Genomic DNA, 17,931 nt, shown 5'->3' on the forward strand with positions numbered 1-17,931 from the left:
TCCTAAGCTCACTCAAAAGGGACCTCACTGCCGTTGGACTCCTGCCCAGATACTGCCTCAGTCTTACTAACAACAGAAACCTCTCGAACACGTCTTGCGTTAGTGCCCACAAGTAATATGGTGTTGACTATGAAGGCAGCAGCCACGACCGCAGTAAGCTTGGCTATAAAACTAGAGGAGGAACTCTTACCAAACATTGAGCCAAGGTTACACTGAGGGCCACCAAACCCCCCCAGGGTATCAGACTCAGGAGACTGCAGTAACACCAGCAGAACCAGCAGAAACGCCAGGAACACCTGCGCGGCTGTCAAAAACATAAGGCAAGAGACAAACGACACCTGCGGAGGCTATACCATTTGTGCACTTTAGTCAAGAAATTGTTCCATGGTGCGCCATGATTGCGGCGTCCGTACGCAGCATATTTTGCAAAACCCATGCAGCTCGCTATGCGCTGAGTTATGCTCGGATGCCGAGACTTAATACGTGTACACTAGGTTAATTGTGTTGCGCGCATGCCGGGGTTGCCAGTCTCTTGTCAGTTGATACCGTCGATACAGTTGATACAGTTGACATTGGGGTTTTTAAACTTAACATCCGTGTATGCGGTTTGTCGGAGCCAGATGAAGATAAAGCTGAATAGGAGACGCAAACTCGTCCTGGTGTTAGTGGGTGGGTTTGTGCTGTGGTTACTGCACTACTACAGAATGCGCGAAGGCGCGCGCATGTTATCCGCAGAAGAGCGCAGGGAGATAGTGCTGGAGCTGCATGAGTGACGAGCGCCACCTAGACGCGTTTCTTGAGTCTCTGTTGTCGGGTAGATGTGTTTCTCCAAACACTAGCAGTAGTTACAGGTCTGACCTGGAAAACTTGGCTGAGTTTTTGGGCAGGCGCAACCTCAGAATGGTAGACGCCAGCGCTGCAGACCTGCGCGCATATGTTAGGAGCCTCAACAGCAGAGGCTATAGCCCCGCGACTGTGGCCAGGAGGATCTCTGCGATCAGGGGGCTGTACGGCTTTTTGTATGGTGACCGAATAATCGATGGAGACCCTGCAGCTAATTTGGACTCCTGTAAACTTGGCCGCCCCCTGCCTAAGGTGTTGACTGTGGACGAAGTGGACAAGTTGCTTTGTGCAGCCGGGTCTGATTTGTCTGTGGAAGGGAGGAGGACCGCAGCCATAGTTAACATACTATACTCTTCAGGTGTGAGGATTTCAGAGCTCATAAATTTGGGCTTCTACGATATAGAGTCAATGCTAAAAGAGCAGCGCTCAGATGTGGGACATTTGGTCATCAAAGGGAAGGCAGGTAGGGAGCGCCTCATTTTGCTGAATGAGGTTGCAATCGCCAGCATAGTCGCATACCTAGCGGTGAGGGACCACTTTATCGTAGGGCAGAAATCGGAATCTAGGTGGCTATTTCCCGGCGCAAAGTTTGACCAATGCATTAGTAGACAAAGAGTTGGACAGTTGCTAAAAGCACTGGCAATTGTTGCGGGGGTTGACCCAAAGCGGATATCGCCACACAAGCTCAGGCACTCGTTCGCTACACATTTGCTAAATAATGGGTCCAACGTAGTCTTCATTCAAAAGATGCTGGGGCACGCAAGCTTGTCCACAACCCAAATCTACACTTATGTCGCGAATGACAGGCTCAAGGAAGCTCTGCAAACGTTTCACCCATTTGCAAAAAGCCCTCCTAAGTAGCGCTTGCCGCCTTGCGTAGGCCATAAGTAGTTGTCCGTTTTTACATCAGCGCAGGGTAGCGTACCACCTTTCCCGCGCGGCAGTTTGCCGCAGCACTCATTAATGTGTTGGTAGATCATCCGTGCAGCATTGCGCCGTGTGTTACTATCTGGGTATTCTGCCGTACGTGCGGCCGGGTGGCGGGAGACTTTGCATTTCTATAACTCGGTTAGCATTCCCCCGCTTAGGGAGAGGACACGGTCGGTTTGCTTGGCTAGAGTGCGATCATGGGTTGCGACGAGCCCGGCAAGGTTTTTCGCTTTGACGTGTTTGTGCAGTACAGAAAATACTGCTTTGGACATTTGCGGATCTAGGCTGCCTGTGGGTTCATCTGCAAGTATTATGGTGGGGGAATTCACGATTCCCCTTGCTACCGCAACCCTCTGCCTTTCACCACCAGACAGCTCTGAAATTCGGCATCCGGCCTTGTCTTGCAGCCCCATTTCTTCTAGTATTGCAGCCGCAACACTTTCCGCGGTGCTCGCGCCGTGGCCCAGGATTCTTTGGGGCAGCATTACGTTTTCTAGCACTGAAAACTCCTGCAGCAAATGGTGGAACTGATACACAAACCCCATGTGCTTTCTACGCATCATGGTTCTTGTCTTGTCACTTGCCGGGGCACACACCGTCCCGTTGAGCACCACAGTCCCGGAGGTTGGTACCTCAAGCAGGCTTGCTATGTGTAGTAGGGTGCTTTTACCGGAACCGGAACTTCCAATCAGAGCCGCGAACTCCCCGCGTTGTATTTTTAGGTTTATGTTTGACAGAACACATACGCGATTGCGCCTCCCGTAGCACTTGCTGACGTCGAGGATTTCTAGCACCGTAGTCATGAAAAACCGGAAGAGCCATGCAGGTAGCCAGTATACTCATTGTAGCCGCTGTATCAACTGCCACAGGAAGCGTAGTCTAGTTAACGTTTGCGCGAAGGCATGCAGCCTGAAAATTCGTGCTAAGTACGCACATTCCGCATTTAAACTATTTTCACATACTGCCACGGTTATGAACGGCTGCTGGCGCGTGGGTAGGCGGCTGATTTAAAAGTTGCTAGTGGGAGTAGCGAGGTGTATACCCTATCCGTTTAATGGTTAACGAGCGATTTTATGGGTGATTTTTCAGAAAGAGATAGGGAGGCGCTCGAATTTCACTGCAAAAGGAGGCCGGGTAAGGTTTCCTTGTTGCCTACTAAACCACTTATGACGCAGGGTGACCTTTCGCTGGCTTATTCCCCAGGCGTCGCCGTGCCATGCCTGAGAATCGCCTCCGATCCTGACACGGTGTATGACTACACCGCCAGGGGTAACTATGTTGCTGTGATCTCCAACGGTACCGCAGTTTTGGGGTTGGGCAACATAGGCCCTCTTGCATCCAAGCCAGTTATGGAAGGTAAGGCAGTTTTGTTCAAGCGGTTTGCTGATATTGACGCCGTTGATATAGAAGTCGACACAGAAGACGTAGAAGAGTTCATAAATGCCGTGAAGCATCTGGGCCTCAGTTGGGGCGGCATAAATTTGGAGGATATACGCGCTCCTGAGTGCTTCATCATCGAGAGGCGCCTTGGCGAGCTGATGGATATTCCCGTATTCCATGATGACCAGCATGGCACTGCCATTATAACACTCGCCGGAATCATAAACGCGCTGGACATCACTGGGAGAAATCTCAAGAGTGTTAAGATAGTCGTAAATGGTGCGGGTGCCGCGGGTATAGCGTGCGTAGAAATGCTAAAGTTTGTGGGCATCCCCAACGATAACATAGTGCTGTGTGACCAAAATGGGGTGATATACAAAGGGCGGCAGCTCGGGATGAACGAGTGGAAGCTCAAGCACGCGATCGAGACTAAAGAGAGAGATTTGAAAGACGCCATGAAGGGGGCGGATATCTTTATCGGACTGTCTGTGCGCGACGTTTTGAGCAAGGAAATGCTGCTCTCCATGAACAAAGACCCAGTGATTTTTGCGTTGGCAAACCCATATCCGGAAGTAAACCCAGAGTTTGCGCGGGAGGTGCGCCCAGATGCCATAATAGCCACTGGCCGCTCAGATTACAGCAACCAAATCAACAACGTAATGGGCTTTCCCTACATATTCCGCGGGGCTTTAGATGTGCGGGCAAAGTCTGTAAACAATGAAATGAAACTAGCTGCGGCTGAGGCTTTGGCTATGTTGGCAAGAGAAGTGGTCAGTGATGAGGTTTTGGAGGCCTATGGCGGGCGCGGAATGGGCTATGGCAAGGAATACATAATTCCAACTCCGTTTGACCCCAGATTGCTGTCCGTGGTCTCTCCCGCAGTTGCGAAGGCCGCCATAAACTCCGGAGTTGCAAGAAAAAAAATTGACGATTGGGACCGCTACGCTCTGGAATTGAACTCCAGGATTTCACCCACCTCTAACATTTTGAACCTCATGTATGGCTCAGTAAAGAGCTCTCCAAAGCGCGTGATCTTCCCTGAAGGCGAAGAGGTGCGGGTAATTAAAGCCGCGCTGCAGTGGTACGGGCAAGGTTATGGCACGCCAATACTTGTAGGCAGGGTTGATAAGATCAAAGAAAGCCTTGACCTGATAGGGGTAGATTCCCTCGAGGGTATTACCATCGCAAACGCTGCGATTTCCTCTCGCAATGACGTATACATAGACTACCTGTACAGTAAACTTCAGCGTATGGGGCGCTTGCACCGCAGCTGCGTCAGGGACGTCAAGACGGACAGAAACGTTTTTGCCGCATGTATGCTCGCATGTGGCGATGGGGATACTTTAGTCACGGGTATAACTCGAGGATACAGCGAGTCACTCTCAGACATTCGCAAGGTAATCGACGCGCGAGGGGAGGTATTTGGCCTGTCAGTTGTGGTCATGGAGGAGCGCACGCTATTCATTGCTGATACAGCCATAAACGAACTTCCCACCGCGCAACAACTGGCCGATATAGCAATTAAATCTGCCGCGGCCGCGCGGAGTATGGGGCATGAACCCAGGGTTGCTTTTGTCTCATTCGCAAATTTTGGAAGTCACTCTCAAAAGGAATCTGATCGGGTGCGGCAGTGTATGGACATTGTTGCAAGCTGTAACGTAGATTTTGAGTATGATGGTGAAATGTCGGTAGATGTTGCGCTGAAGCCCGAATCGCTGTCTATGTACCCCTTTTGTAGGTTGAGCAAACCTGCAAATGTTCTGATAATGCCCAGCCTATACAGCGCGAGCATATCTTCTAAGTTGTTGCGAGAAGTTGGCGGGACGACCGTTGTTGGGCCAATTCTCATGGGCATGGAGAAGCCGGTGCAGATCGTTCAGATGACCGCTTCGGTGTCGGAGATTCTCAACCTTGCAGTCCTCGCCACGCTTTCGCACCCCATCTAGCCGGTTTTCCGGTTGCAACGGGCTAAACTGCATGGCTCTACGCGCTGTCATGGCCCTGGTGGCGCGTGGGGCATTATGCGTTCTGGCGTAGTGCTGCGTCAGATGCGTCCCAAAATGAGTGGGGAGCTTTTACTGGGACCTTTATATATTCTTAAGCTGTTTGGTGAATATAAGTGGGTGATGCTTTCGGTATACCGATGAAGTTTTTGGGGCGCTTATGTTGTTGTGTGCTAGTTGTATTTGCAGCGCTGGCGTTTGTACCCTACCTGGTGGATTGGAACGCCCACTATGGCGAGTATGTTTTTAAACAGTTGGGTGCGGCCACAGGCAGTAGTGGCGCGGTAGTTAAGGCCATAGGGAATATTGAGGGCAGTCTGCTGCTTCCAAAACTTACGGTTCGCAACCTCTACGTGGAGTGCAGTGAGGACGCCGCGGGTTGCGCTGGTACACTCTCGATCGATCGCATGGAACTCAGCGTTGACCCGTTGTCGATACTTATGGGTGAACCGAAAGTGCGCACAATTAGCCTGTACGGGCTGCGTACCAGCGTTGGGGGCCTGGTCGGCATGGTGGGCTCGCAGACCAAGAGCGGTCTCGGTCATGTGCGGATTTTTGATTCAGCAGTCGTGACAGGTGGGGTCGTTGGCGCTTCCGCATCTGCATACAATACAGTGCACGTGAAGAGTGCAACGATAAAATCAAGCGGCAGCGCGCTGTTCGGTGATGCTGTGCTCAAGATAGGTGGTACTAAATACCTCCTCTCTTCAAAGTTAGAACGCAGTGCGGCTGGTAGCACAGTCAAGGTAGAGCTGCACTCCCCTAATACAAGCATGGTACTAAGTGGCAATGGTGCCGGTCAGGGCTTGTTTGATGACTTTGGCGCCAGGTTTGAGGTCAAAACTGAAAACCTTTCTGAGTTGGCACAAACCGTGGCAGTAGTTACAAATTACAGGCTCCTAGGCTCTGTTGCCTCCGCTGAGGAGATGGTACTGTCTGCAGGAATCAAGGCTGCGAAGGGCAGCGGATTCGAAGTGAAAGACCTTACCATGCAGAGCAAAAGCATTTCCGGAACCCTGGAATTGGCGTGCACTTATGCGCCTTTCTGTACAACGTCCCTGAATTTCTCCTCCATTGATCTAGACGCCCTGTTCCCCGAAGGTCTAGGCACCGAGCAGGATGCTTATTATGCAGATTTCCAAAGCAGCGCGGAACGCTTCTCCGTCGTGCCATCGTGGTTGGATGCTACAGTCGGGCTGGATGTGAGAGAGATAAACTACAGAGGCGGCGTATCGAGAAATCTTGTGGCTGCAGTTTCGGTCAGGCAGGGCAGGATCGCAGTTGATCGATTGTTGCTCGATCTGCCGGGTAAAAACAACCGTCTGAGCGTTAGTGGGGTAACTTCAGAAGATGCGGGCAGCATAGTGCCCCGGTTTGTCGGCACTCTTAGCGCTCAGGGGGACGATGCCGACACAATCGTATCCTGGTTACTGCCGCTACGTGCAGATGCGCACAGGGCACAGGGTAAGAAGTTTGCTCTCACGGGTAGCCTGTATGTGGCCCCTCGTATTTTCTCTCTGTTGGGCGCAAGAATGTACGCAGGTGGTGCCCACGCATACGGGAATGTAAAGTACAAATACGGTAAACGGGGGGGTGAGGTCATAGGTGATGTGACCATGAGCAACTTTAGTGTTGGTGGCTACAGCTTTGATGAAGACTTCGACGTCAAGCGCGACGTCATGAACTTCACGTGGCTGAGAAGTGTCAGTTGTCCGGTCAAGCTTGCGGTTAGGCTGCAGAATTTTGCGGTGAACTCTGGGTTTGTCAAGGAGCTGAGCTTCCTGGCAGACCTATCGCAGCACAAAGTGAGCGTCGAGAAGATCAGCATGCGTGCGGTTGATGAACACGACAGTCCGTCTGACTTGGAAGGACGTGCAAGCGTTGCTCTCAGCAGCCGTGGTATGCGCCCGAAGGTATTTGTGAGCCTCAAAAGCGCTAGGTACAGCGATGCTTTCTTGCGGCTTCCCAAGTTTGTGGAGCGCACCGGGGCAGATGTGCATGCTGATACCGCAAGCAGCTCTCCCCGGGGGGAGAAATCGGAGAAGTTTTTGTGGTCAAGTAGACCCATAGATCTTGCCAGCTTTGAGGGCTTAGATGGCAGCATTGAGGTACACGTTAAGGAATTGTTTTTCGGCGGCCGGATGCTATCGAATTTTACATGGCTTTCCACCCTGAAAGAGGGCGTTATGTCCATGGACAAGCTACACTTTGCCCAGGGGAAGAGCGGCACAGTGGATATAAGCGGTAATATCGGTATGGGAGAGGTCTCTTCCTTGTCCCTGGTCGTTTCTGCATCGGACGTCTCGATCGGGGATGTAGAACAGCAAACAAACTCGTCACAAACTTCGAAGGTGAGCGGGCACGTTAGCGTAAGTGGCAGCATTCAAACGCAAGGAAGGAGCATGCTCGAACTTGCCAATGCCCTAAAGGGCAAGATAAAATTCGCGGCTAGGGGGCTGGACATTGGTGGTGTAGACTTAAACGGGTTTATTGAGGATTTGTTCGCAGCTGAGAGCAAATCTGAGGTCGCATCCCTTGCGCGCGTACATCTTTACAGAGGCAGCACACTCTTTGAGACGCTGGATGGGGAATCCCAGATAGATCAAGGTTCTCTCGCTTCATCTCTGCAATTTAAAATAGGTAACGCAGCTGGCTCCGCATCTGTCAACCTTTCGGTCCCACAACTCGCTGTCATTGCGCTGTTCAGATTCTTCTTCATCCCTCCAGAGAGCGAGTCCCCCGTGCATATGGATATGCACCTACAAGGGTATGTATGGCAGCCAAACCCCACGTTTGATATAGATAGCCTGTACGAAATCGTGAGGAGCAACAGATAGGCCCGGTAAATTTGCTATAAACCTGGCTGAATTACGCGCTGCGAGAAAGCAGAGTTCCATAGGGCCTTGCTTGCAGACGCTTGCAATGCTGTGGTGGTCTGGGTAGGCAATACCGTAGGTTGTAATTATCGCCGCCATGCGGTTTTTCAAAGTATGTATTGTAAATGTTACGCTTTTGGTATAAGGATGCAAGGTGCCTTTGGATGAAAGGGAAATCGCGTGATTGGCGCCTTAAAGGAGCATCTGGTTATTTTGCAGGTGATTGTGCCGCTACTGTCGGCCGTTGTGTGCTCTTTGCTGCGCAACAGAGTTGCATGGGCGCAAGCTATATCCTGCGGAGCGGTTGCTTTGTCCTTCTTTACAGCCCTAGCGCTGTTCGTTCAGATTAGTAGTAGTGGCCCAGTTGTGTACCAAGTGGGCGGATGGGGCCCTCCTTATGGGATAGAGCTGCGAGTCGACTTGCTAAGCGCGACCATGCTGCTCCTGGTTGGGTTTATCGGCATCATGAGTGTGATCTATGGCGTATATCCCAGCCGCAGGGAACTTTCTGCAAACGTGGTCCCCAGGTTTTATGCCGCGTTCCTGCTGGCGTTTGGGGGCATGCTTGGGATACTAGTCTCGCATGACGTGTTCAATGTTTACGTATTCTTGGAAGTGGCATCCATATCCTCTTACGTTTTGGTCGCTGTGGGTGATGACAAGCGCGCAGTTTCCTCTGCATTTGAGTATTTAATCATGGGCACGGTGGGTGCAACTTTTTACCTGATAGGCATCGGGTTTCTATATGCCGCCACCGGCACACTGAATATGGGGGACATGTTTGCGATATTGCAAGAGATCCCGGTAAACAGGGCCGTGCAGGCGGGGGTTTTGTGTGTAATGCTGGGTTTGATCGTAAAAGCTGCGCTGTTCCCGTTTCACGGCTGGATGATAAAGGCTTATTCAGCCTCACCTGCATTTGTTACCGTATTTTTATCTGGCACGGCTACGAAAGTTATGGTGTACCTAATAATAAGGGTAGTGCACAACGTCTTCGGTACCAGACTAGTGTTCACTGAGCTGCCTTTCGGCACCGCTCTGTTAACCTTGGCCGCAATTGCTACGGTACTCACTTCTGTGATTGCGGCGCTGAGCAGAGATATGCGGGATGTGCTTGCATACTCGAGCGCCTCTAATATTGGCTGCATCATTCTCGCAGTTTGCATAAACACATACTCTGGGCTTGCCGCCGCTGTGGCTTATATGGTCAATCACAGTATCGTAAAGTCTGCACTGTTCATGGTTTCTGGGGGTATAGCGTATCACTTTAACAAACGCAAAGTCAGCAGTAAGTACTTAAGCCTAAGCAAGGCCTTGCCGCATGTAACCTCTGCTTTTGTCCTGTTGGCGCTCAGCTTGGTCGGCATGCCGCCCACTATAGGGTTTGTGGCGAAATGGCACATGCTCAGTTCGTTTATGGATGCACGCGCCTTCACCGGACTGGTGGTTTTGTCGGTTGGCTCTGTATGCTCCGTGATATACACATGGCGCGTGGTGGAGCATCTGTATTTCTCTTCCCGAATGGTGGAGAGCTGTGCTAACGACATAGCCCTGAAGACGCCAAGGGCTATGACTCTCTGCATTTGGATTATGGCATTTTTTGGGTTCATAGCCGGGGCCTATCCGCTACCGCTCACTTCAATTTCTGAGCAAATAGCGGCGGACTTATTATTTCACCCGAACAACCCGCTGTAATGTTCAGGTGCAGCCTACCTGCCCCTTCCCCTGTTGGATGACACAAAAACTTGGGATACAGCCTCCACCCCGATGACGCTCTTCGGGAGCACAGCGGTAGCACCGTGCTTCATATATGGCGAAAACTGCCGCTGAGGCGGCTTAGTACTACTGGTTCTCTTGAGGACTGCGCTGGCACTCCCCCAAGGTGCACTGGATTTCTCTCTTAAATCCCTGTTCCGTTTTCCAATCCAAGCAGTAAACTGATTGACCGCGTAGGTCAACAGGACGTACAGGACTATTCCAAAAACGGCAAGAAACAATACACCTGTAAAACTAGGCATGACACACAACCACAAACAACACACAACGCAGCGGGGACGCCCGCTAAGCTTTTCATGGCATAACCACCACCGGGACATTGTACAGTAACAGTGGACGAAAGTAAATCTCCCTTCATTGTGGGGCCCTGCAGATGGCAACTATAACTTAATATTTAGGGGCAACCCAGCCCAATCTGCTACCACCTCTGCACCATCACTGCCTACCGGCATCTCAGCCCAACTTGGCACGACCACCACCTCTGCACCATCACTACCCAGCAGCACCTAATCTTCTATCGGTTACTTTGGGCAGTGCCTTTATAACTGGAACAGTCAAAGCTACCGGCATCCTTCACACCCTCACCACTCAACCCAGCAGCAAACTTAGCCATAAGCTTACCAGCACCAAAGAATATAGCTGTAAATACAACCAACATCACAATAGCAGGCCATGCAAGCTTACCAAAGATAGCCATAATGCTAGAACCTAGTATCACTCCAGTCATGATGGGTAGTCCCAGCTTCTGCACAAACCGTATAACGTTACATATAACAATAGTCGCTGTATCATCAGCAGTCTGAGCACCCTCGCTGGACTTACTAGCCCCAGCAGGTACACCATGTAAGATACCCAATGCTAATACTACAGCAATGAGTAAGAATCTAAGTTTTAGCAACATCACCACTCTCCCAAAACCTCTACGTCCACCCTTGCACTAACTGGTATTACCCTCAATACAGTGGCCATAAGCTTACCTATGGCTGTACATACAACCAGCATTACCATGGCAGGCCATGCAAGTGTGCCAAGCCATGACGCCAGAACCTAGTACCACCCCTGTCATGATGGGTAATCCCAGCTTCTGCACGAAGACAATGACGTCACAAATAACCTTGGTAGCTGTATCGTCAGCAGTGTTAGTACTGCTGATAGTATCGGCATTAGTAGAACCTGCTGTGATGAATAACCATATCAGGGCTACCATAGCATGCTCACAGCCCTAGAGGGGAGCATTGGGTATAGTATTGGAGGAGCAAGGGTTGAAGTAGAAGTAGGGTATGAAAGGTTTGTCATTAAGGGAGGTAAGAAGTCTAATGAGGATACAGCTTCAGTATTCTTATTAGGAAAGGAGTTAGCATATCATACAGCTAGAGGTCAGGTAGACCGTCTTGCCACTGCTTTAGGTAAGATGACTAAGAGTGAGGCTAAGAAGTGGGGTAATGCCATAGAGAGTGCTACTGGCACTACTAGTGGTGATGAACTGAGTAAGAAGGTGTGTGGCAAGGGTACCACTAGTGGCAACCAGTGTGGGGTTAACGCCACCAGTGGCAGCACCAACAATGGCAAGCTTAGTACTGTATTCAACACTGACGGTGCAGAGGCTATCTCATCAATGGACACCACTGCCAGTGGTACTAGTAACACCATCAGCTTGCAGGGGATGGCGGGCAACATTAATAGCCTTTTCCTCCTTACTCAGAGGCATGGGTGCTCCCATACCTTCCTATCTTTTGCTCTCCCATATACTCACATCATTAACCGTGCATGGGTAGATGCGTTGGTGGAAGAGGGGTGAGATTCTGTAGTATCTCCATGGTATGACTGCAGGGACTGGTAGCAGTGGTGGTGCGGGGCTGCTGGCAAGGATGGATTGGTAGCAACCCTTACGGTTGCGGCGTGTTGTAGGGCCAGGAGGTTTTGGTGGCGCGGATGCGCTCCATGCTCTATCCATGGTGTCGTAAGGTCATGTGGGGGCCCCGTGGGCATGTGGTTCAGGGTGTTTTTTGGGCCATTTTGCGGCTATCTGGAGCAGCTAGTGCGTTCATCGTAGGAAGTAGCTTGGCCGCATGATGAGTCTGTACTTTCATACCCTGATGCATGTTCTGATGTTACGCTACGTGTGCAACGGTTGCATTCCCCTTCTGCCTCGTTGGTGGTGAGTGGCGGTACGTATAATACTAAGGTTTGTTTAGGTGCGGCACTGTGGGGCTTCTTGCGTGTTTTGTGCTTCCGGGTGCTATGGGAAGAATGCTCAGATGTTATTGAAGGTGCATCGCTGCCAGGAAGCTCTGCTGCACAGGTGTGCGCCGCGCATAAAGCCCAGAGAAGGCGCTTCTTGAGTGCATGTACAACCCGGTGTTTTTTCTTCCTGCGCTGAAGCCCTGCAGACGCTGATTGCGCCAGAGTTGTGGATGATGCGGTGCTCGATTCAGAGACACAGTTGTCATTGCTCGAGGGTGTAGCTGCAGATCGTAAGGCCGGCGTGCGCCGCTCCGCAGCATTGTTAATACCACATTTCTGCTTGTGGCCGGCATTGGTTGGTAATTGTTGGGTTGAAGGCCGAACGTCACCGTGTGCATCAACGCCTTGGTCTGGGCTCACACATTTGCTCGACATACTCTCCGAGACATATGAGGCCAATTTCCTCTTTTTGCCCAAGCTCCCAAAATTGCCGGCCTTCACGTAGCCACACCTGTTGCTCTGAGATATGCGCAGCAAAAGTGACGAGAATGACTTTGTGCTCTTTTTTGTATGGTCATTGCTTGCAGGTGAGGACTCTACGTCAGAGTCGTGGCCGAGCTCCTGGTCAGCACATGTTGTATACAAATTACACAGTGACTCGGCGTGCAGTAGCAGGGAGCGTGCTCTTTGGCTTTCCCGCAGGTACCTAGATGTGTGCGTGCCTACAGGGCGGCGCACTTTGCGGGCTGCAGATGCTTTTGTGCCCCCAGCAAGCATGTGTCCGACGCCATTCGCGTAACACAAGTTGAGCGCTGTAAGGCTACTTGCCCGATGCTGCTGTTTCCTGCTGAGTAGTTTTAGAAGGTGTGTTAGCAGGGTGCCGGTACGAAGGCGGAAGTTATCATTGCTGGGACGAGGATGCAACGCTGCAACGGCATCGTCATCTCCCGTACTACCGCACGCGCGTGATTTGGGTTGCTCATATGCATTTGCTGCCATAGTTGTAGGATAATACCCGGTGTTTTGCTCAAGTTTGCATCGTGCAGCATGTGACTGCCGCTTCAGCCATCTGGATACAGTGCCCATTTTTGTGCGCACTTTCTGGTGTGCAAGCCCCAATACCCCACCATACTTGGGATTTGTCAGCGCGAAACAGCGCAACGGCAGGGGCCTAGGTTGGGATGTGCAGTTTCTCACTGTTGCCATATATTCTGTGTGGCTAGCAACCTTGTATGAGCTCTGTACTGCGCGCAAAGTTGCGACCAGCTCGGGGTGTTTTTTGTAGCGATCTATATTCATGAGCTTGATGTTAAGCAAACTCTCAAAGAATTTTGCGCAGTCACCATACATGATGCTATCCTTATAAACGGCATCAAGCCTTTTCAGGGTGCCGTAATCCTCACGCAGCTTCGGTAGGATGAATACCGCGTAGAAGAATTGCACAAGCTTGCGGTGCAGCATATACCAAGGGTGGCGCCGATTTACAATGACTTCGACATATTCTAGACGTTTTTTGGTCTGCTCTAGATGCGTTGTTATAGCCTCAGAAACCAGCTGCCTGGCTCTAGTTTCTTGCGTACTGAGATTTCTAACAGGGGTTTGTACTGCCTTTCCATGGACGTGCAATATACGCCGAACTAGCACTGCTGACATGCAGGCTGGCGGCAGCTTATCGTAACTCGCGCCATAAAAAGTAAGCAAAAGACAAAATTCCTGCCGCATTTTCAGGGCAAAGTAGCGCGACAGGTTGTCCAGCACTTTTAGACTGTTTTCCGTTATTACATCTAAGCTAAGGTGTGCGTTGATTCCCACCCTTTGCAAGTATGATGACAGCTCTTGCACGCATGCAATAGATGCCGGACTGAAAAAATTATACGCAGACGACTTGCCGTGTAATTTGTATATCTTAGATGCGCAACAATATGCTAGACGTTGCAGCTGCGGACCGTCTACGTTATGCTCCTGCGCAATTTGTAGTAGGGATTGGCACAATACTTCGGTCATCCACGTGCGGTTGTAGTGCCCGTGCTCAAAGTTGGTAAGTTTTTCAATGTCATTCCTGCTAAGCCTAAGATTGTGCCGCAGTATGCTTATGTATGGATATCCAGCCATCGCACTGTTCGTTCCAACAACTCCCGCTAGGAACCCGGATAGCATGGGCAGAGAATTTGTATCTGCTAGCAGTTTTGCCAAACCCTGAAACTCTGCAGTCAGGAATAGAGAGGCGTTATTGTTTGTAGTGGTAGGTGCCAGGTAACTTGTTTTCTGCAGTGACAGCATGAATATCCACCATCATATCTACGTTATGCCGAGATTAGCATAATATCACCAGCCGTACAAGATAACTCGTACCGCGTTTTGAGAACCTCCTACGCTACCACCCGCCAACATCTGTGATTTAGAGCGGAAATGGCTGGCACTGACTGGGGGATTGATGTATACACTACAGCGTCTGATTCAAGCTTCGAGTCTTTTCCATGGAAGATATGATAAATATCGAGGTTAATGGAGAAAAGAGAGCAATACCTGCGGGAAGCTCGCTACAATGCGCTGTAGCAGAATATGCAGCTAGTGCACCCTTTGCTGTAACAGTCAATCATGTACTTGTTACCAAGGCACAATATGGCGAGTATGCACTCAAAAATGGGGATGCTATAGACATAGTATACCCAATGCAAGGTGGTTAGCATGTGGTGCGCGTCTCCCGAATGGTTCAGCGCGGCAGCAACTGCACAGCTGCTCGGCCTTCATGGCACGGAGGGGTAACGTGTGGAATGTGTACGGAGCAGAGCTAAACAGCAGATTGCTACTCGGGTCTGCGCTATACCCATCTCCAGAGGTGCTCAAGCAGGCCATACTAAACTCTGGAACGGAGGTGGTAACTGTCTCTCTCTCCAGGCAAATGCCGTCTGCCAGGGCGGGGGGAGATTTTTGGCGTATAGTTCGGGACAGTGGGTGCCGTGTTTTACCAAATACGGCTGGTTGTTGTACAGTGAGCGATGCTGTACGCATGGCGCAAATGGCGCGGGAAATCTTTGCCACTTCTTGGATCAAGCTTGAAATCATTGGTGATGACTACACACTACACCCTGACATCATGTTGTTATGTGAAGCCGCTAAAGAGCTTGTAAACCAGGGCTTTGAAGTCTTCCCATATTGCACGGATGACCTTGTAGCGTGCCGCAGACTTATAGACTGTGGATGCAGAGTACTAATGCCCGGTGTGTCCCCCATAGGTTCCGGCATGGGCGTGTTGAATGTACACAATCTTAAGCTACTGAGAAACCGATGTAAGGATATAATAATCATTGTGGACGCCGGCATAGGCAGACCATCTGATGCGGCTATGGTCATGGAAACCGGGATTGACGGAGTGTTGACCAATAGTGCAATCGCGCGATCTCCTGACCCCGCAAATATGGCTCACGCTTTCAAATATGCTGTAGAGGCCGGCCGGCTTGGATACGAAGCAGGCATGATAGGCAAAAGGGAGTTCGCAGTGGCGAGCACTCCCCTTATAGATACGCCTTTTTGGCGCGGGTGACTGCGGTAATTCAGCTGATTTGGAATCTGGATTAACAACGAGCGGGTATGTTGCTGGTAGAAGCAACTTGCAGCGCGCAACGCACTAGGCAGCAGACCTACGAAGTGCCGCCGGGTGTTTTATTTGCTGCCTGTTCCATAAACCGTAACCGAGCGTGCAGGGCATTATGTGCCAGTACGGTTGCGGAAATAGCATGCTTAGTTCTTCTAAGCTTCATGCGCAGCCAGTCTGGGTAAGAAAGGCCGGCGTAGAGCTTAATAGTGAATTCCAGCATTATGTAGCAAGGCAGGCCGATCAGACGTTCATGGTATGCAACGTAAGCGATGCACGACGCCGCCACCAGGATACAAGTTAAGGCCCACAGCCTCTTATAGGCGGCGTAGAAGAACACGAAAATAAAGGCCAGAAACGAAAAACCGTCGCGCACGAACTTAACGCACCCTGACCCTCCGTGCGTGTATACACAGAAAAAATGCACTCTGATCACAAGAACGACCGGGGTTACCATTCTAAAAAGAAAACCTTCCTCGGTAAACAAAAAGATTCAGGTTGCTTACGTGCTATTCCCTTGGTAAAGGAGTTGATGTGCAGATATCTCGGGATTTGGGGCGTTATGTGTTAAACTTCACTGGTGTATTGCCTGGCAATGTGCAATATCTTACACGCTGTTTACGTATTAGGTTAATCCATGACAGGATGCTCTGCAGGTTGGACTGAATGATTACTCGTTTTGCGCCCAGCCCCACTGGGTACATGCATATAGGGAATGCGAGAACGGCGCTAATATGCTGGCTGTACGCCAGAAGCAGATCTGGCAAGCTCTTGCTCAGGATAGACGATACTGACCTTGAAAGGTCCGAAGACAGGTATGTGGAAGGAATAAAAAATGACCTAACGTGGCTGGCCATGGATTGGGATATTTGTTTCAACCAGCGCTCTAGGATCAGTAGGTATGACGCAGTTTTCAACTCCCTGATAGACGCAGGTGCAGTCTACCCCTGCTACGAAACTCCGGAGGAGCTGGAGTTAAAAAGGAAAATGATGCTCAAAATGGGGCTGCCACCCATTTACGACAGAAGTGCCTTGAACATGACTGAGCAGGACCAAAAAGCCTACAGTGGCAGGAAGCCGTATTTCAGACTTAAAATAGGTCGTGACCAGGCAATTTCCTGGGAAGATGAAATACGGGGCAAGGTGGTGTTTCAAGCTAAGAATATTAGTGACCCAATTCTCAGGAGGACCGATGGAAGTTATACCTACATGTTTCCCTCTACAGTTGACGATATAGATTTTGAGATAACGCACATCGTTCGTGGCGAAGACCACGTAAGCAACACGGCAGTGCAAATTTACATTATGGGCTTGCTTGGCGCAAAAATACCATCATTTGCCCACCTACCGCTACTTCGCATGGGGGGCTCAAAGATGTCTAAGCGGGTGGGTGGAACCGAAATATTCAAAATGCGGGACATGAACCTCGAGCCTATGGCGATTAACAGCTACATGGCTAGGATAGGTACGTCACTTCCGGTGGAGCCGCACACAAACATGCGGTCCCTTGTGGATTCGTTTGACATCAAATTATTCAACCAAGCCCCAATAAAGTTCGAACTGGAAGACATATCCAAGCTGAATGTACGGTTGCTGCAGAAGCTGCCATTTGCAGAAGTACGGGATAGACTAGAAGCATGCGGCATAAAGTGCTCGGAAGGCTTTTGGTACGCGGTGCGTGACAACATAAACGTTATTTCAGAGGTGAAGGGGTGGGCAGAGATTTGCGGTCCTGGGGTCACTCCCGTGGTAGATGACGTAAACCGGCAGTTGCTGCAGCTAGCGAGCGATCTCCTACCCGAAGGAGAGCCAAATGATGGTACATGGAAAACTTGGCTGCAAAAAATCAAAGAATGTTCGGGTTGCGAGACCCGTGACATTCTCTTGCCGCTCAGACTCGCACTTACGGGGGTGCCAAAAGGTCCGGAGTTTGCAAAATTACTACCTCTGATCGGTAGAGTGGAAATATTGCGGAGGTTACGTGGCGCATAACGCACTGGCGGCCTACGGCAGGTTTTTCCAAGGTTGGCGATGCAATTAGTGCACGGGTGTTGCCCGTCGGTTATCGTGTGTGTAACATGCGATGCTGACGTTCAGCATTCCCGCCGGATGCGTGTAAGGAGGGCGGTACACTCCGCCGGGTTGTGCGAGGCCATTTTCCCGGCATATGGTACTTGACTCCTGCAAGTCAGATGTGATAGTTGGTTGTCCTCGCGGCGGGCGTAGCTCAGTCGGTAGAGCATCAGTTTGTGGCACTGGAGGTCGCCAGTTCGATCCTGGTCGCTCGCCCGCGCACTAGGCTACAAGCACAATGCCTAGGTACAAATCTCGGTTGTAGTATTAC

General features: G+C 50.7%; 17 protein-coding genes and 1 tRNA gene. 10 read left to right on the forward strand and 8 right to left on the reverse strand.

Translation table 11 applies throughout. The features are described 5' to 3' along the window. Window positions 1-8: 8 nt before the first annotated feature. Window positions 9-317 carry a preprotein translocase subunit SecG gene (gene secG / locus AMF_RS05140; protein WP_010262310.1) on the reverse strand — a complete coding sequence of 103 codons (309 nt, stop codon included), beginning with the start codon at window positions 315-317 and terminating at the stop codon, window positions 9-11. 303 nt (window positions 318-620) lie between these two features. Between secG and AMF_RS10490 the strand changes: the two genes are divergently transcribed. After that, window positions 621-773, forward strand: coding sequence for a hypothetical protein (locus tag AMF_RS10490; protein ID WP_010262314.1), 153 nt, complete (start codon window positions 621-623; stop codon window positions 771-773). Continuing rightward, on the forward strand, window positions 766-1,704 hold the full coding sequence (locus AMF_RS05145; RefSeq protein ID WP_010269150.1) for a tyrosine recombinase: 939 nt from the start codon (window positions 766-768) through the stop codon (window positions 1,702-1,704). The genes AMF_RS10490 and AMF_RS05145 overlap by 8 nt, the downstream gene beginning before the upstream one ends. A gap of 197 nt (window positions 1,705-1,901) precedes the next feature. Here AMF_RS05145 and AMF_RS05150 read toward each other — a convergent pair whose 3' ends face one another. Then, a complete protein-coding gene (locus tag AMF_RS05150) occupies window positions 1,902-2,576 on the reverse strand; it encodes an ABC transporter ATP-binding protein (RefSeq protein WP_012658791.1) in 675 nt (224 codons plus the stop codon). A 270-nt stretch (window positions 2,577-2,846) separates the two neighbouring features. Between AMF_RS05150 and AMF_RS05155 the strand changes: the two genes are divergently transcribed. The 3 genes from AMF_RS05155 (at window position 2,847) to AMF_RS05165 (ending at window position 9,727) form a co-directional block, all read left to right on the forward strand. Further along, window positions 2,847-5,099, forward strand: coding sequence for an NADP-dependent malic enzyme (locus AMF_RS05155; protein ID WP_012658792.1), 2,253 nt, complete (start codon window positions 2,847-2,849; stop codon window positions 5,097-5,099). A 227-nt stretch (window positions 5,100-5,326) separates the two neighbouring features. Then, window positions 5,327-7,993 carry an AsmA-like C-terminal region-containing protein gene (locus tag AMF_RS05160; RefSeq protein ID WP_244825226.1) on the forward strand — a complete coding sequence of 889 codons (2,667 nt, stop codon included), beginning with the start codon at window positions 5,327-5,329 and terminating at the stop codon, window positions 7,991-7,993. A gap of 219 nt (window positions 7,994-8,212) precedes the next feature. Further along, window positions 8,213-9,727: a proton-conducting transporter transmembrane domain-containing protein gene (locus AMF_RS05165; RefSeq protein ID WP_010266785.1), complete on the forward strand. Its 1,515-nt coding sequence runs from the start codon at window positions 8,213-8,215 to the stop codon at window positions 9,725-9,727. A 14-nt stretch (window positions 9,728-9,741) separates the two neighbouring features. On the opposite strand, the gene AMF_RS05170 is transcribed toward AMF_RS05165, so the two are convergent. The 4 genes from AMF_RS05170 to AMF_RS10165 form a co-directional block, all read right to left on the reverse strand. Further along, window positions 9,742-10,050 carry a hypothetical protein gene (locus AMF_RS05170; protein ID WP_010266788.1) on the reverse strand — a complete coding sequence of 103 codons (309 nt, stop codon included), beginning with the start codon at window positions 10,048-10,050 and terminating at the stop codon, window positions 9,742-9,744. A 138-nt stretch (window positions 10,051-10,188) separates the two neighbouring features. Then, a complete protein-coding gene (locus AMF_RS10625) occupies window positions 10,189-10,314 on the reverse strand; it encodes a hypothetical protein (RefSeq protein WP_010266790.1) in 126 nt (41 codons plus the stop codon). A gap of 8 nt (window positions 10,315-10,322) precedes the next feature. Next, a complete protein-coding gene (locus AMF_RS05175; RefSeq protein ID WP_041660044.1) occupies window positions 10,323-10,709 on the reverse strand; it encodes a TrbC/VirB2 family protein in 387 nt (128 codons plus the stop codon). 72 nt (window positions 10,710-10,781) lie between these two features. Then, complete coding sequence (locus AMF_RS10165; protein ID WP_011114405.1) at window positions 10,782-11,015, reverse strand: TrbC/VirB2 family protein; 234 nt, start codon at window positions 11,013-11,015, stop codon at window positions 10,782-10,784. Window positions 11,016-11,018: 3 nt separating this feature from the next. Between AMF_RS10165 and AMF_RS05180 the strand changes: the two genes are divergently transcribed. Further along, window positions 11,019-11,606: a P44/Msp2 family outer membrane protein gene (locus tag AMF_RS05180; protein WP_276324272.1), complete on the forward strand. Its 588-nt coding sequence runs from the start codon at window positions 11,019-11,021 to the stop codon at window positions 11,604-11,606. Window positions 11,607-11,830: 224 nt separating this feature from the next. Here AMF_RS05180 and AMF_RS05185 read toward each other — a convergent pair whose 3' ends face one another. Continuing rightward, window positions 11,831-14,272 (reverse strand): hypothetical protein, encoded by a 2,442-nt coding sequence (locus AMF_RS05185; protein ID WP_010266814.1) that lies wholly within the window; start codon window positions 14,270-14,272, stop codon window positions 11,831-11,833. A gap of 197 nt (window positions 14,273-14,469) precedes the next feature. Between AMF_RS05185 and thiS the strand changes: the two genes are divergently transcribed. Both thiS and AMF_RS05195 read left to right on the forward strand, forming a co-directional pair. Next, entirely contained in the window at window positions 14,470-14,679 is a 210-nt protein-coding gene (gene thiS / locus AMF_RS05190) for a sulfur carrier protein ThiS (protein ID WP_010262367.1), read from the forward strand. Between the two features lie 80 nt (window positions 14,680-14,759). Continuing rightward, entirely contained in the window at window positions 14,760-15,536 is a 777-nt protein-coding gene (locus AMF_RS05195; RefSeq protein WP_010266818.1) for a thiazole synthase, read from the forward strand. A gap of 97 nt (window positions 15,537-15,633) precedes the next feature. On the opposite strand, the gene AMF_RS05200 is transcribed toward AMF_RS05195, so the two are convergent. Then, complete coding sequence (locus tag AMF_RS05200; protein ID WP_227013331.1) at window positions 15,634-16,023, reverse strand: Erum7620/ECH_0207 family putative T1SS effector; 390 nt, start codon at window positions 16,021-16,023, stop codon at window positions 15,634-15,636. Between the two features lie 230 nt (window positions 16,024-16,253). On the opposite strand from AMF_RS05200, the gene gltX reads away from it, so the two are divergent. Further along, complete coding sequence (gene gltX, locus AMF_RS05205; protein WP_010266823.1) at window positions 16,254-17,579, forward strand: glutamate--tRNA ligase; 1,326 nt, start codon at window positions 16,254-16,256, stop codon at window positions 17,577-17,579. A 224-nt stretch (window positions 17,580-17,803) separates the two neighbouring features. After that, a tRNA-His gene (locus tag AMF_RS05210) sits at window positions 17,804-17,876 on the forward strand. The last annotated feature ends 55 nt before the right edge of the window (window positions 17,877-17,931 follow it).

The organism is Anaplasma marginale str. Florida (genome assembly GCF_000020305.1).
Lineage (GTDB): Bacteria > Pseudomonadota > Alphaproteobacteria > Rickettsiales > Anaplasmataceae > Anaplasma > Anaplasma marginale.